Raw genomic sequence first — 13283 nt, 5'->3', positions numbered from 1 at the left:
CGCTGATTTCAGGCTTTGAGCAGGCTTCAGGCTTTGAGCAGGCTGGGGCGCCAGACGAGCGCACGGCGTTCGACGAGATTGACCAGCCAGTCGGCGCCAAGACCAAGCGCCGCGTAGACGATCAGGCAGACCACGATGATGTCGGTGCGCAGGAAGTCGCGGGCATTGTTGATCAGGTAGCCAAGGCCTGCCGAGGCATTGATCTGTTCGGCCACGACCAGCACGAGGATGGCGATCGAGAGCGAATAGCGCAGGCCCACCAGCAGCGAGGGCAGCGCGCCGGGCAGGATGACATGCCAGATCAGTTCGGCCCGGCTCAGCCCGAAGCTGCGCGCGGCTTCGACCAGCCGCACATCGACCCCGCGAATGCCGCTATAGAGGTTGAGATAGACCGGAAAGATCGAGGCAAAGGCGATCAGCGCGATCTTGGGCGTCTCGCCGATGCCGAACCACACGATGAACAGCGGGGTCAGCGCAAGGGTGGGGATCGTGCGCTTGATCTGCATGATCGGATCGACCGCCGCCTCGCCCTGCCGCGAGAGCCCGGCGATCAGCCCCAGCGCAATCCCTGCGCTCACCCCGATGGCCAGCCCCGCCACGATGCGGGCGAACGAGACCAGCAGGTTGCTTTCCAGTTCGCCCGAAACGAGCATCGACCACAGGGTCGCGACTACCGCCGAAGGGGCCGCCAGCGTGTGTTCGGGAATGACCCCGGTGCGCGAGGCCAGTTCCCAGGCCGCCAGCAGCACCAGCGGCGAGAACCAGCGCGAGCCGACAATCTGGCTTGCAACAGCCCCCAATCCGGATGGCCCGGTGGCGTGGAAGGAAGCGATAGCGGGGGACGTGACATATGACATGGGCACATTTGACATGGGCGGGGGCCCTTTGTTGACCGAATGCCCGAAGCAGAACATTCAATGTCTATCATATCAATTGAGTTTTGATGGTCACCTATTGGTCGCGCTCATACGTGGCGGTGAAAGGCCCGCCCGCTGCGGGGGATCGCGGCGGACAAACTTTGCCCAAGAGTTACTTTGCTATTTTAAATGTCTACTATTTTGATAGATAAACTGTCGGAAGCTATCAACGGGCATCTTCAGTGATGATCCCGACGCGCCGGCGGACGACCGCAGCCCGTTGCCCCCTATTCCCGCTCGCATTGCACCTGTCCCGCCAAACGACGGATATTCCCTATGCCGGTCAATCTTCCCACCAATCTCCTGCGCAGTTTCGTGGCCATCGTCGACACGGGGTCGATGCTCAACGCCTCGGAAAAGGTCTTCGTCACCCAGTCCGCGCTCAGCCTCCAGATCAAGCGGCTGGAGGAACTGCTGCAACAGGCGCTGTTCCATCGCGACGGCCGCCGCCTGACGCTCACGGCGGCGGGCGAGCTGATGCTCGACTATGCGCGCAAGGTACTCACCCTGCACGACGAGGCCGTCGCGGCGGTGAGCGCCGGGCAGTTCAGTGGCCCGGCGCGGATCGGCATGGTGCAGGACTTTGCCGAACTGCTGCTTTCGGGCCTGCTCGCGCAATTTGCCGAACTGCACCCCGATGCGCAGATCTATTCGCGCGTGGCCGGGACCGCCGAACTGCTGACCCTGCTCGAACGGCGCCAGCTCGACATCGTGTTAGGCTATGCCGCGCCCGGCGATCCCCATGCGGTCAGCCAGGCGGCGATGGTCTGGTTCGGCGAGAGCGCCCTGGCCTCGCGCGAGACGATCCCGCTGGCCGTTCTCGAACAGCCGTGCCGCTTCCGCGAGGCGGCGATCCGGGCGCTCGAAGATGCCGGGCGTTCGTTCCGCATCACCGTGGAAACGCCCAACCTGACGACCTTGCGCGCGGCGGTCGAGGCGGGCCTCGGGCTTACCTGCCGCACGCCGCTGTTCCTGCCGGGCGAGGAAATCGCACCCGACCTGCTGCCGTCCCTGCCGCGTGTGTCCTGCATCCTGCAAACCGCGGGCGCTCTGGACGAGGCCACCACCCGGCTGGCCGATCTGGCGCGTCAGACAGTGGCCGCGCTCTGAAAATCTGCTTATTGCAAAATCTCAAGCACGATCATGGGCTTCTCGATATTGCCGGGACAGGGGGCGGCCTAGGCCTGAGCGGCCAAGTATCCTTGCCGGAGCCGCCCTTTCATGTCCACATCCCGTCCTGCATCGCCTGTTGTTTCCTCAACCAGCCTCTCGGCCCGCTTTGCCGCGCTTCAGGCCGAGCGCGAGCGGAGCTGGCCGCCCGAACAGCTCGCCCGCAATGCCGGGCAGCGGCGCGCTCTGGTCGAGCGGGCGGGCACTGTCGCGCATCCGGCGCCGGGCGCGCGGCTCGCCCCGTTCGTCTTGCGCGATGCAGCGGGCGTGGAAGTCGATGGAGCGCGGATCGTCGCCGATGGACCCGCCGTCCTGCTGTTCTTCCGCTTTGGCGGGTGTCCGGCCTGCAATATCGCGCTGCCCTATTACAACGAGACGCTCTATCCTGCGCTGGCGGCGGCGGGCATTCCGCTGCTGGCGGTGAGCGCGCAAAATCCGGTCGATCCGGGCCCCACGGCCCGCCATGGCCTGCGCTTCCCGACTTATGCCGACCCCGGCTATGCGCTCTCGCGCCAGTTGGGGCTGACCTTCTTTCCGCAGGACCAGCCCGCCGTCACGCCCGGCGAGCCGTGGATCGGCGCGACCCTGGGCACCGACAGCTATGAAATGGGGCAACCGGCGGTGCTCGTGCTCGAACCGGGCCTGCGCGTGCGCCATCTGGCGGTAAGCCCGGACTGGATGGACCGCCCCGAGACAGAGACCATTCTTGCCCGGGTGCCAGGCCCCGTTGGCGATGAACCTGTCCGGGAGGCGCGCGCACAAGCTTGATTTCGATCCCGTCCTGCGCGACGAGGGCCATGAGACGGAAGGGCGCCTGCCACCGACAGGCTGTGCCCGGCACCCTTCCGGGGCTCCTCTTGCAGCGCTAGGATATTTGCCATGGACCGCACCACCATCGGACGCGACACGCGCGTGTGCATGTCGCTCTCGGCCCGGCCCGGCAACGCGGGGTCGCGGCTGCACAACTGGCTCTACGACCGCTACGGGCTCGACTATCTCTACAAGTCGTTCACCACGACGGATCTTCCCGCCGCCGTGGGGGGCATCCGCGCGCTGGGCATTCGCGGCTGCGCAATCTCGATGCCGTTCAAGGAAGCGGTGATCCCGCTGCTTGACGGGCTGGAAGCTTCCGCCCGCGCGATCGACAGCGTGAACACCATCGTCAACGACGATGGCGTCCTTACCGGCTACAACACCGATTATGTGGCCGTGCGCGCGCTTGTCGAACAGCGCATGGCCCGGCCCATGCCCTTTGTCCTGCGCGGCAGCGGCGGCATGGCCAAGGCGGTGGCCGCAGCCTTGCGCGACGCGGGCTTCACGCAAGGGACCATCGTGGCGCGCAATCCGGCCAGTGGCCCGGCGCTGGCACGGGCCACTGGCTTTGCCTGGGTGCCCGAACTGCCCGCAACGGGGGCGCCATTGCTGGTCAACGTGACCCCGCTGGGCATGGAAGGCCCGCAGGCCGATGAACTGGCCTTCCCGCAAGAGCAGATCGAGGCCGCCACCATGGCCTTCGATGTCGTCGCCCAGCCCGCGCAGACCCCGTTCATCGCGGCGGCACAGGCAGCGGGCAAGCCGGTTATTTCGGGCGCCGAAGTGATCGTCTTGCAGGCTGTCGAGCAATTTGCATTGTATACAGGCATCAGACCAGACGACGAGGCAGTAGCATTGGCCGCTACTTTCGCGCATGGTGCAGCTGTCGCCGAAAAACTGGGCGCAGGAAAAATCGTCGTCGACTAATTCGGCGCGGGAAAACCTGCTTGCCGGTTACTTGCGAAAGGCGGATGTCTTTTGTACCGGCGCAACCCCGCGTTTTACGTTCCCATCTTCCGGGTGTCGTGCCCGTCAGGAAAGGCCCAGATGCAACCGATCACGTTGACCCGCTTCCTCATCGAGCAGCAACGCCGCGACGATGGAACCTGTCCCGCCGAGCTGCGCCTCCTGATCGAGACGGTCGCCCGCGCCTGCAAGACCATCACGTTCGCCATCGCCAAGGGCGCGCTGGGCGATGTGCTGGGCGCGCTGGGTTCGGAAAACGTCCAGGGTGAAGTCCAGAAGAAGCTGGATGTCATCGCCAACGAGATCCTGCTCGACGCCAACGAATGGGGCGGCCACCTTGCGGCCATGGCGTCCGAGGAGATGGAAACCATCCACCTCATTCCCAACCGCTACCCCAAGGGCGAATACCTGATGCTGTTCGATCCCATCGACGGGTCGAGCAACATCGACGTCGACCTTTCGGTCGGCACGATCTTCTCGGTGCTTCAGGCCCCCGAAAGCTGCGCGGGCCGCGAAGTGACCGAGGACGACTTCCTTCAGCCCGGCGTGAACCAGGTCGCTGCGGGCTATGCCATCTATGGTCCGCAGACGCTGCTGGTCCTGACGCTGGGCACGGGTGTCTATGAATTCACGCTCGACCGCGAAATGGGCACCTGGCGGATGACCGACGGGCCCATGCGCATTCCGGGCGGCACCCACGAGATCGCCATCAACATGGCCCGCCGTGCGCAGTGGGCGCCGTCGATCTGCGACTATATCGATGCGCGTCTGGGCGCCGAGGAAGGCCCTTATGCGGGCCTTTACAACATGCGCTGGACGGCCTCGATGGTGGCCGACATCCACCGCATCCTCAAGCGTGGCGGGATCTTCCTCTATCCGGCCGATCACCGCAAGCCGGGCAAGGCGCGCCTGCGCCTGCTCTATGAAGCCAACCCGATGAGCATGCTGATCGAGCAGGCCGGTGGCGCCGCGTTCGACGGCTATGGCCGGATCATGGAAGTTGCCCCCACAGGCCTGCACCAGCGCGTCGGCGTGATTCTGGGCGATGCGGCGGAAGTTGCTGCCGCGCTTGCCTCGCAGGAAGCCGCGCTGGTCTGATTTTTGGGGCCTGATTTTGGAGCCTGATCGGGCCCGTCGGCTGAAACGGAAAAACCCCGCGCATCTTCGCGATGCGCGGGGTTTTTCGTTGGCGCGAAGGTATCGGCAGGGGTGTCAGCGCGTGGCCGAGCCACTGGCCGAACCCTGGGCGGCGAGCGAACCGCTCAGGCTGGCTGCCGAGGTCGCCCCGTTCAGGGCCGACGTGGCCGCGCCGGTGGCCGAGGCCGCACGGTTGCGGGCCGAGCCTGCGGTCGAGGCAATCTGCTCGCGTCCGGCCTGCGCGGTTCCGGTGGCGCGATCACGGGCCGCGCCAGCCGTCGTGGCGAGGCGGTCGCGCGTGGCGCCAGCCGTGGTCGTGGCCCGGTCGCGGGCGCTCGTCGCGGTGGTGGCAAGGCGATCCCGCGCCGCGCCGGTGGTGTCGGTCACCCGGCTGCGTGCCTGACTTGCAGCGGCGGCGAGCTGGTTGGTGCCCACGGCCTGCATGTCGAGGCTGCCCGCGCCTTGCGCCGAACCGTTGCCCGCGCCGCTGGCGGCCAGTGCGCCATGGGGCGTGTCGAGCGTCTGGCCCAGCGCGCCGGAGGCCGCGCCATTGGCGCTGCGATCGGCGTGGACCTGCCCGGTGCGGCGGTTGACATGGGTGCTTCCGCTGCTCGACCCCGAGGCCGAAGCGGCGTGGCTGGTGCGTTCGCCCGACGTGCGGACCGTGTCGAGGGTCGAGCCCAGCGGCATATTGCCATCGAGCCCGCCACCCAGCGTGCCGCTGAGCGAACCGCCCATCATGCCGCCCATGGCTCCACCAAGGCCCCCACCAAGGCCGCCACCCCCCAGCAACTGGGCATGGGCAGGCGCCGCCGCAAGGGTAAGGGCCGAAAGCGCGAGAAGCGAAGCCGAAGCAAAAGTGCGCATGGGATCCATCCTTCTGTCAGTGGTGCGGGATGAGCCGGAGCGTCCATCCCTCTTGCCCCTGACAACGGCTGGCCTTCCGGCTTTAATCCCGCAGCATCGACGATTTTTCAGGAAAAATATGTATGTCGTTGGAATTTCATCGACAAATCGTGCAGATCAACCCGCGCCCGAAGGCCGCGTCGGCCCCGCGCGGGGGAAGGTCGATGGCTTCCCGGTCGAGCGCGGTGATCACCATGGATGCCGTGGCCCCCCGGCTGGCCATGGCCGTGGCGGCCCGCGCGGCGACGAGCGGCGTCGCATAGGACGTGCCGCGCACCCCCACGAGGCGCCCGCGCGCATCCATCGCGCGCATGTCCGCACCGGGCGCGGCATAGTCGAGATGGAGCGCATGGCCCGCCTCGATCAGCGCGCGGTTGCGCCGGTCGACCCCGGTGACGGCGATCACGCCGGGATAGGAGGCCGGATAGGCAGGCGGCGCGCCGGGGCCGTCGTTGCCGACCGCCGCCACGATCACCGCCCCGCGTTGCCGCGCGGCGCCCAGGGCCTGTGCGACGAGGGCATTGGCAGGGCCGACCAGACTGATCGAGACGACCCGCACTCCGCGCCCGATCAGCCAGTCGAGCCCGCGCGCGATGGCCAGCGCATCGCCGCCCGCCGGGCCTGTGCCCGAAAGCCACTGGCCGAACACATCGGCCACCAGCACCCGTCGCACGCCCGCGCGGTGCAAAAGCCAGACCATCGCGCTGCCATGGTCGCCGGGAAAGGGGGCTCCGGGGGCAAATCCGGCGATGGCCTGCGTGCCAGCCGCCGCGCCGGGGGCGCCGTCGATCACTCCCACGGCCACGTCCACCGGAGGCAGGCTCCAGCCCGGAGCTGTCGGGGAAGAGGCTGGCGCAGAAGCCGTCGCGGCAAAGTGGAGGTTGTCGGGCGCGAGGGTCGCATCGGGCAGGGCCTTGCGCAGCAGGGCCTGCGCCCGCGCGAGCGACAGGCCGGGGGGCAGGGCCAGCCGGGTGACGGCAAGGCCAAGGGCATCGAGCCGTTCCTCGCCCGCCACCGCAAAGCCCAGCGTGCCCGCTTTGGCGAGCGTGGCCGGATCGGGCGCGACCAGCAGGATCTCTCCCTTGCGCGCCGGGTTGCCGTCCGCGTCGGGCTCAAGCCGGGCCCTGTTCTGGCGCAAGAGGGCGTCCAGCCGCGCGCGGCGCTGCTGTTCGAGGCTGTCTCGCAGGCGCTGCGTGCCCCGGCGGGCCGTCTGGCCGAGGACGTCGGCGCCATCCTGAAGGCGCTCGCCCAAAGTGTCGAGCGGATCGCCCGGCCCGGATGGCAACTCGGGGCGCAGCGCGCCGGGCAGCGCGGGCACGCCGATCTGCGCCTGTGCGGGCATCGCGGCCAGCAGGGTGAGCGAAAGAAGGATTGCAGGCGATAACGGACGCGGCATGGGCATTTCCCTGCGGGCTTGAACTTTCTATGGATGAAACGGACGAGGCCGTCCGTTCTATCCATGGCCCGTTTTTTCACCCTGAAGGCAAAGGCTCGTTGCGGATCGTGCCAGACCATCGTGAGACAGATCAAGCGGGACCGGACGCTTTCGAAAGCGGGTTGCTTGCGCTCTTGCCGCGCCTGCGCCGCTTTGCCCATGGCCTCACCCGCGATGGGGCCAGGGCCGACGACTTGTGCCAGATGACGGTGGAGCGCGCCTTGCGCAGCCGCGACCAGTGGCAGGAGGGAACCCGGATGGACAGTTGGATGTACCGGATCATGCGCAATCTGTGGATCGACGAGGCCCGCGCCGCCACGCGCCGGGGGCAGACCTTCGTGGACGAGGAAGCTGGCGAGAGCGTGGGCGCCGATGGCGGGCAGGAAGCGCGCGTGGCGCTCTCGGACATCGACCGCGCGATGGCCCGCCTGCCCGAGGAGCAGCGCGAGGCGGTCCTGCTGGTCATGGTCGAGGGGTGGTCCTACAAGGAAGCCGCCGGGATCATCGGCTGTCCGGTCGGCACCCTCAATTCGCGGCTGGTGCGCGGGCGCGACGCGCTGCTGGCCCTGCTGGGAGAAGCGGCATGAGCATATCGCCCGAGATGCTGGCGGCCTATGCCGATGACCAGCTCGACGGCGCCGAGCGCGCGATGGTCGAGCAGGCCCTCGCGCAGGACCCGGCGCTGGCACAGGAGGTCGCCACCCACCGCGCCCTGCGCGCGCGGCTTGTCGCCCATTTCGCGCCGATCCTCGAAGAGACGCTGCCCGAAAGCCTGACGCGCGCGCTCAAGGCCCCGCCTGCGCCGCAAACGGCAACCGTTGTTTCTATCGAGACCGCCCGCGCGCGCCGCCGCGAACGCGAGGCACGCTCCCCGAACCCGGAGCCCGTGAGCAAGGCCCGCGCGCGCCCGCGCTGGGCCGTGGGGGCGGGGATCGCGCTGGCCGCTTGTGTGGCGCTGGCCGTGGTGATCGGGCGGCCCGCGATAGTGCCTGCGTCAAACTATGCCGCCCCCGAACTGGCGCAGGCGCTCGACAGCCGCCTGTCGGGCGAGCAGGGGGGCAGCGGCCCGCAAGTCCTGCTCAGCTTTGCCGATGCAACGGGCGCGGTCTGCCGTGGCTTTGCCGGAAGCCAGGCCTCGGGCATTGCCTGCCACGATGCCCATGGCTGGCGCCTCGAACGCCGGTTCCCCGGCGTGACGGCGCAGGAAGGCGCCTATCGCCAGGCGGGCAGCACAGACCCGAAGCTGATGGCCGCGATGCAGGACATGGCCGTGGGCGGGGCGCTCGATCCCGCCGCCGAACGCGCCGCGCGCGCGCGGGGCTGGACAGCCGCCCCGCCGCCTACTTCACGGTGAAGTCGAAACCGCCTTCGACCCGGTGGGTATCGGCGCCCACGACATGCCAGGCGACATGATAGGTTCCGGCCGGCAGCGCGCGGGGCAGGGTGGCCAGCAGGGTCTTGCTCTCGTTGGCCAGCGTGGTCTGGAAGCCGGTCACCTTCATCGGCGCGTGGTGGGCCATGCCGGGCATGCCGGTCATCGCGAGGTCCAGCCCCGAGAGCCTGTCGACCAGCGGGCCGGAAAAGCCGAGCGAGAGCTGGCGCACGTCGGACGCTTCGCTCTGCGCGGCAGGGCTGGCCTCGACCAGCGCGACATGGGCCAGCGCTGCCGGGGCCAGCGCGGGGCTGGCGGCGAGCAGGCCGGAAGCAAGAAGCAGATTGGCAAATGGCCGGGGCATGGGCAGGAATCCTTCAGAAGCGCGAAAACAGGCTTATGGTCGTCAACTACGCGGCCCGTCGCTCGATCCCTTGGCCTTGCCTCATAAAAAATTGCACGGTGCGGGGCGAGGGATGGCACGGCGGCCTGCGTAGGACACGGAACGACAGGTTCACGAGAGGTGGCATGACACACGAAATGGACGATCTCCTGGGCCGCCTGCGCGATGTTCCGGGCGAGCCGCGACTGGCCGGGCTCGACGATGCCGTGCTGGCCCGATTGGCCGAACGCCGGGCCGGGGCGGCGGCTTCGGGCCGGGCCCTGGCCCTCGTGGCGGTGCTGGCGCTGGGCGTGGGGCTGGCGACCGGGGTGACGGGGCCCTGGGCGCATCCTTCGGCAAGCGAATGGGGTGATCCGCTCGGCGGGGTTCCGGCGATGGCGCCTTCGGCCTTGCTGATGGGCGGGCGGTGACGGGCATGGGGGCTCTGTTCGCGCGGCGGGGCGTGTTCCTGCTGCTGGTGGTCATGCTGGGCTTTTGTGCGGCCTTTGCCGGGGCCTGGGCGGGGCGCCGGGTGCTGGCGCCCGAGCCGCCGATGGAGAGCCGCTTTCACACGCTGATCCACCACGATCTTGCGCTCGATGCCGGGCAGCAGGCGCGGATCGCGGCGCTCGAAACCCGCTATGAAGCCCAGCGCGCGCAGACCGATGCGGCGATGCGCGCCGACAATCGCCAACTGGCCGAGGCGATCCGCACCGAGCATGGCTATGGCCCGCGCGTGGCCGGGGCGGTCGACCGCTCGCATCAGGCCATGGGCCTGCTGCAAAAGCAGACCTTGCAGCATCTGTTCGCCATGCGCGCCGTGTTGCGCGCCGATCAGGCCGCCCGCTTCGATGCCGCGATGGTCGAGGCGCTGACCGCGCCCACCCGCTGAGCGGGGCTGCCGGGCGGGTGACCAGTGACGCAGACCTCGTCGGGGCCGCGCTGGAGGGCGATCAGGAGGCCTGTCGCCAGCTCGTCGCGCGCCATCGCGAGGCGGTTCACCGGCTCGTCCGCCTTCATGTCAACGATGCCGACGCCGCGCTCGACCTGACGCAGGAGGCGTTCGTGGCGGCCTTTCTCGCGCTGCGGCGTTATGATCCGCAGCGGCCCTTGCGCGCGTGGATCGCGCGCATCGCGCTCAACAAGTGCCGCGACTGGCACCGCCGCCGCGTGGTGCGCGGCTTCTTCTTCCGCGCGCGCCCCATCGACGAGGCCGTGGGGCTGGCCGACAGCGCGCCGGGCCCCGAGAGCGAGGCAGCCGCCCGCGCCGAACTGGCCCGCGTGCGCCGCGCCATCGACCGCCTGCCCGATGGCCTGCGTTCGGTCCTCCTGCTGCGCGCGGTCGAGGAGATGCCGCAGGCACAGGTCGCCCAGCTTCTGGACATCAGCGAAAAGGCCGTCGAGACGCGCCTTTCTCGCGCGCGGCAGAAATTGCAGCAGATGGTGAGGGATGACCCCGCCGCGCGCGTATGACCGGACATGCCTGAACAAAGCCCCAAAGCCCGACCGCGCCTGTCGCCCCTTCGCCTTGACCGGCGCACGCTGCTGGCCGGGCTGGGCGCCAGTTTGGGCGGGGCCTTCCCCGCATGGGCGCAAGGCGGCGCCCATGGTGCGATGATGGGGGCGGCGCCTTCGAACCAAGCGCCGGGCGTGCTTTCGGGCGAACGGATCGAGCTGGCCATCGGGCACACCCCTGTTCGCATCAACGGGCGGATGGGCCATGCGGTCACCGCCAATGGCACGATGCCCGGCCCGCTGATCCGCCTGCGCGAGGGGCAGGATGTGTGCCTGTCGGTGCGCAACACGCTGGGCGAGGATACCTCGGTCCACTGGCACGGGCTGCTCGTGCCGTTCCAGTTCGACGGGGTGCCGGGGATCAGCTTTCCGGGCATCGCGCCGGGGCAGACTTTCGACTATCGCTTCCCCGTCCGGCAGGCCGGGACATACTGGTACCACAGCCACAGCGGCATGCAGGAGGCCATGGGCCTGCTGGGCCCCATCGTGATCGACCCGGCCGGGCCCGAGCCGCAGCCTTATGACCGCGAGCATGTGATCATGCTCTCGGACTGGAGCCCGGTTCACCCCCATGTCCTGCTCAAGCGGCTCAAGCAGATGGGCGGCTATCACAATTTCCAGAAGCAGACGCTCGCCGGGCTGCTGGCCGGGCGCGACCAGCCTTTGTCGGAACGCCTCGCATGGGGCCGCATGCGCATGGACCCGACCGACATTTCCGATGTCACCGGCTCGGCCTACACGTTCCTGATCAACGGGCACGACACGGACGCGAACTGGACCGGGCTGTTCACGCCGGGCGAGCGGGTGCGCCTGCGTTTCATCAATGCCTCGGCGATGACCCATTTCAACGTGCGCCTGCCCGGCCTGCCGATGCGGGTGATCCAGGCCGACGGGCAGGATGTCGAGCCGGTCGAGACCGACGAATTCCAGATCGCCATTGCCGAAACCTATGACGTGATCGTCTGCCCGGCGAAAGCCGAGCCGGTCGCGATCATCGCCGAGGCGCTCGACCGCTCGGGCCTGTGCCGCGCGACGCTTGCCCCGCAGGCAGGCATGGTCGCGCCGCTGGTGCCTCTGCGCAAGCGCCCGCTGCTGACCATGCGCGATATGGGCATGGACATGAGCGGGATGGACATGGGGGGGATGGGCATGGAGGGCGGCACGCTCGACCTTTCGGCTCCATCAGATGCCCCGCCTTCCGGGCACGCGCATCATGGCGCGATGACCATGAAAATGCGCGACAAGTCGCTGGCGGCCCCCGCGATCCGCATGGGGCCGGGCGTGGCAACCATCGCGCCTGCGCCCATCGACCGTCTGGCCGATCGTCCGACCGGGCTCGAACAGGTCGATCACCGCGTGTTGACTTATGCTGACCTCAGGGCGCTGGTCCCCTCGGAAGACCGCCGCGCGCCCACGCGCCACCTCGACCTTCACCTGACCGCCAACATGGAACGCTACATGTGGGGCTTCGACGGCGCAAAGCTGAGCGAGAACCCCGATCCGATCTCGTTCCGCCATGGCGAGCGCGTGCGCGTGACGCTGATCAACGACACGATGATGCCCCACCCGATCCACCTCCACGGCCATTTCTTCGAACTGGTCAACGGGGCGGGCGACAAGGCGCCGCGCAAGCACACGGTCAATGTCCTGCCCGGCGGCAAGGTCCGTTTCGATCTGACCGCCAGCGCGCTGGGTGACTGGGCCTTTCACTGTCACGTCCTGCTGCACATGCACACCGGCATGTTCCGCGTGGTGACCGTGCGCGCCGGGGAGAACGCGGCATGAGCATGCGTCTTTTCGCAGCAGTGCTGGTCACCATGGCCGGCACGGCAGGCCCGGCCCTGGCCCAAATGGCCGATATGCCGGGCACTATGCATGATCACGCCGCGCCGGTTTCCTCGCCGGACGAGGAAGCCTCTCCCCCGCCGATCCCCGCCGATCACGCTGCCGATGCCATTTTCGATCCGGCGATCATGGCCCGCGCGCGCAAGGCCACGATCCACGATGCGGGCGGCATGCCGTTCTCGATGCTGCTGATCGATCAGGCCGAATGGCGCCCCGGAACCGGCAAAAACCCGCAGGGCTATGCCTGGAACGTCAAGGGCTGGTGGGGCGGCGACGTGAACCGCCTCGCCATCGAATCCGAGGGCGAGGGCCTCGCAGGCGAGAAGGCCGAGCGGGCCGAAATTCAGGTCGGCTGGCTCCACGCGCTCGATCCCTGGTTCAACGTGCGGGCCGGTGTGCGTCAGGATCTGGGGTGGGGCCCCCATCGCACCCATGCCGCGCTGACCATCGAGGGGATCACGCCCTACTGGTTCGATGTCGAGGGCTCGCTGTTCATCTCGAACAAGGGCGAGGTGACCGCGCGGCTGGAAGGCAGCTATGACCAGCGGATCACCCAGCGCCTGATCCTCCAGCCCCGCGCCGAACTGGATTTTTCAGCACAGGACATGCCCGAACTGCGCACCGGGGCCGGGCTGGGCCGGGCCGAACTGGGCCTGCGTCTGCGCTACGAGATCGCCCGCGAGTTTGCGCCCTATGTCGGGGTGAACTGGGAAACCCGCGGGGGCCGCTCGGCCCGGCTGATGCGCGCCTCGGGCGATGATCCGACCGCCCTGCGGGCGCTGGCGGGCATCCGCCTGTGGTTCTGAACGTGGTTCCGGGCGTGTC

Annotated in this window: 15 protein-coding genes; 11 read left to right on the top strand and 4 right to left on the bottom strand. The window is 68.5% G+C overall.

The window, feature by feature from the left end:
- Positions 1-26: 26 nt before the first annotated feature.
- Positions 27-800, bottom strand: a complete 774-nt coding sequence (locus SBI20_RS05135) for an ABC transporter permease (RefSeq protein WP_317974041.1) — start codon at positions 798-800, stop codon at positions 27-29.
- A gap of 393 nt (positions 801-1193) precedes the next feature.
- Here SBI20_RS05135 and SBI20_RS05130 point away from each other — a divergent pair, with 393 nt between their 5' ends.
- The 4 genes from SBI20_RS05130 to SBI20_RS05115 all read left to right on the top strand — a co-directional run bounded on the left by SBI20_RS05130 (position 1194) and on the right by SBI20_RS05115 (position 4964).
- Positions 1194-2027 (top strand): LysR substrate-binding domain-containing protein, encoded by an 834-nt coding sequence (locus tag SBI20_RS05130; RefSeq protein WP_317974040.1) that lies wholly within the window; start codon positions 1194-1196, stop codon positions 2025-2027.
- 111 nt (positions 2028-2138) lie between these two features.
- Positions 2139-2855, top strand: a complete 717-nt coding sequence (locus SBI20_RS05125; protein ID WP_317974039.1) for a peroxiredoxin-like family protein — start codon at positions 2139-2141, stop codon at positions 2853-2855.
- Between the two features lie 111 nt (positions 2856-2966).
- Positions 2967-3827, top strand: coding sequence for a shikimate 5-dehydrogenase (locus SBI20_RS05120; protein ID WP_317974038.1), 861 nt, complete (start codon positions 2967-2969; stop codon positions 3825-3827).
- A 120-nt stretch (positions 3828-3947) separates the two neighbouring features.
- The gene (locus SBI20_RS05115; RefSeq protein WP_317974037.1) at positions 3948-4964 is read left to right on the top strand and encodes a class 1 fructose-bisphosphatase; all 1017 of its coding nucleotides are present in this window, start codon (positions 3948-3950) and stop codon (positions 4962-4964) included.
- A 114-nt stretch (positions 4965-5078) separates the two neighbouring features.
- Here the strand turns inward: SBI20_RS05115 and SBI20_RS05110 are convergent, their stop codons facing one another.
- A complete protein-coding gene (locus SBI20_RS05110) occupies positions 5079-5870 on the bottom strand; it encodes a hypothetical protein (protein ID WP_317974036.1) in 792 nt (263 codons plus the stop codon).
- Positions 5871-6006: 136 nt separating this feature from the next.
- Positions 6007-7305, bottom strand: coding sequence for a S8 family serine peptidase (locus SBI20_RS05105; RefSeq protein WP_317974035.1), 1299 nt, complete (start codon positions 7303-7305; stop codon positions 6007-6009).
- A 161-nt stretch (positions 7306-7466) separates the two neighbouring features.
- On the opposite strand from SBI20_RS05105, the gene SBI20_RS05100 reads away from it, so the two are divergent.
- Together SBI20_RS05100 and SBI20_RS05095 are read left to right on the top strand one after the other, a co-directional pair.
- Positions 7467-7931: an RNA polymerase sigma factor gene (locus SBI20_RS05100; protein WP_411911496.1), complete on the top strand. Its 465-nt coding sequence runs from the start codon at positions 7467-7469 to the stop codon at positions 7929-7931.
- Positions 7928-8698 (top strand): anti-sigma factor family protein, encoded by a 771-nt coding sequence (locus SBI20_RS05095; protein WP_317974033.1) that lies wholly within the window; start codon positions 7928-7930, stop codon positions 8696-8698. Before SBI20_RS05100 ends, SBI20_RS05095 begins: the two co-directional genes overlap by 4 nt.
- Here the strand turns inward: SBI20_RS05095 and copC are convergent.
- A complete protein-coding gene (copC, locus tag SBI20_RS05090) occupies positions 8685-9080 on the bottom strand; it encodes a copper homeostasis periplasmic binding protein CopC (protein WP_317974032.1) in 396 nt (131 codons plus the stop codon). The genes SBI20_RS05095 and copC overlap by 14 nt on opposite strands.
- Before the next feature lie 164 nt (positions 9081-9244).
- Between copC and SBI20_RS05085 the strand changes: the two genes are divergently transcribed.
- The 5 genes from SBI20_RS05085 to SBI20_RS05065 are packed head-to-tail and all read left to right on the top strand — an operon-like array spanning position 9245 to position 13264.
- Positions 9245-9529, top strand: a complete 285-nt coding sequence (locus SBI20_RS05085; protein ID WP_317974031.1) for a hypothetical protein — start codon at positions 9245-9247, stop codon at positions 9527-9529.
- 5 nt (positions 9530-9534) lie between these two features.
- A complete protein-coding gene (locus SBI20_RS05080; protein ID WP_411911495.1) occupies positions 9535-9990 on the top strand; it encodes a periplasmic heavy metal sensor in 456 nt (151 codons plus the stop codon).
- A gap of 17 nt (positions 9991-10007) precedes the next feature.
- Entirely contained in the window at positions 10008-10571 is a 564-nt protein-coding gene (locus tag SBI20_RS05075; protein WP_317974030.1) for an RNA polymerase sigma factor, read from the top strand.
- 6 nt (positions 10572-10577) lie between these two features.
- Positions 10578-12398, top strand: coding sequence for a copper resistance system multicopper oxidase (locus SBI20_RS05070; protein ID WP_317974029.1), 1821 nt, complete (start codon positions 10578-10580; stop codon positions 12396-12398).
- On the top strand, positions 12395-13264 hold the full coding sequence (locus tag SBI20_RS05065) for a copper resistance protein B (RefSeq protein ID WP_317974028.1): 870 nt from the start codon (positions 12395-12397) through the stop codon (positions 13262-13264). Before SBI20_RS05070 ends, SBI20_RS05065 begins: the two co-directional genes overlap by 4 nt.
- Positions 13265-13283: the final 19 nt, after the last annotated feature.

This window comes from Novosphingobium sp. IK01, from assembly GCF_033242265.1.
In the GTDB taxonomy this organism is placed as follows: domain Bacteria; phylum Pseudomonadota; class Alphaproteobacteria; order Sphingomonadales; family Sphingomonadaceae; genus Novosphingobium; species Novosphingobium pituita.
This window is presented reverse-complemented; position numbering and strand designations above follow the sequence as displayed.

Bases quoted from the DNA above. Each gene is read 5' to 3' on its own strand.
- SBI20_RS05115 (WP_317974037.1), top strand. From the start codon at position 3,948: ATGCAACCGATCACGTTGACCCGCTTCCTCATCGAGCAGCAACGCCGC.
- SBI20_RS05095 (WP_317974033.1), top strand. From the start codon at position 7,928: ATGAGCATATCGCCCGAGATGCTGGCGGCCTATGCCGATGACCAGCTC.
- SBI20_RS05125 (WP_317974039.1), top strand. From the start codon at position 2,139: ATGTCCACATCCCGTCCTGCATCGCCTGTTGTTTCCTCAACCAGCCTC.
- SBI20_RS05080 (WP_411911495.1), top strand. From the start codon at position 9,535: ATGGGGGCTCTGTTCGCGCGGCGGGGCGTGTTCCTGCTGCTGGTGGTC.
- SBI20_RS05130 (WP_317974040.1), top strand. From the start codon at position 1,194: ATGCCGGTCAATCTTCCCACCAATCTCCTGCGCAGTTTCGTGGCCATC.
- SBI20_RS05065 (WP_317974028.1), top strand. From the start codon at position 12,395: ATGAGCATGCGTCTTTTCGCAGCAGTGCTGGTCACCATGGCCGGCACG.
- SBI20_RS05085 (WP_317974031.1), top strand. From the start codon at position 9,245: ATGACACACGAAATGGACGATCTCCTGGGCCGCCTGCGCGATGTTCCG.
- SBI20_RS05110 (WP_317974036.1), bottom strand. From the start codon at position 5,870: ATGCGCACTTTTGCTTCGGCTTCGCTTCTCGCGCTTTCGGCCCTTACC.
- copC (WP_317974032.1), bottom strand. From the start codon at position 9,080: ATGCCCCGGCCATTTGCCAATCTGCTTCTTGCTTCCGGCCTGCTCGCC.
- SBI20_RS05070 (WP_317974029.1), top strand. From the start codon at position 10,578: ATGCCTGAACAAAGCCCCAAAGCCCGACCGCGCCTGTCGCCCCTTCGC.
- SBI20_RS05120 (WP_317974038.1), top strand. From the start codon at position 2,967: ATGGACCGCACCACCATCGGACGCGACACGCGCGTGTGCATGTCGCTC.
- SBI20_RS05105 (WP_317974035.1), bottom strand. From the start codon at position 7,305: ATGCCGCGTCCGTTATCGCCTGCAATCCTTCTTTCGCTCACCCTGCTG.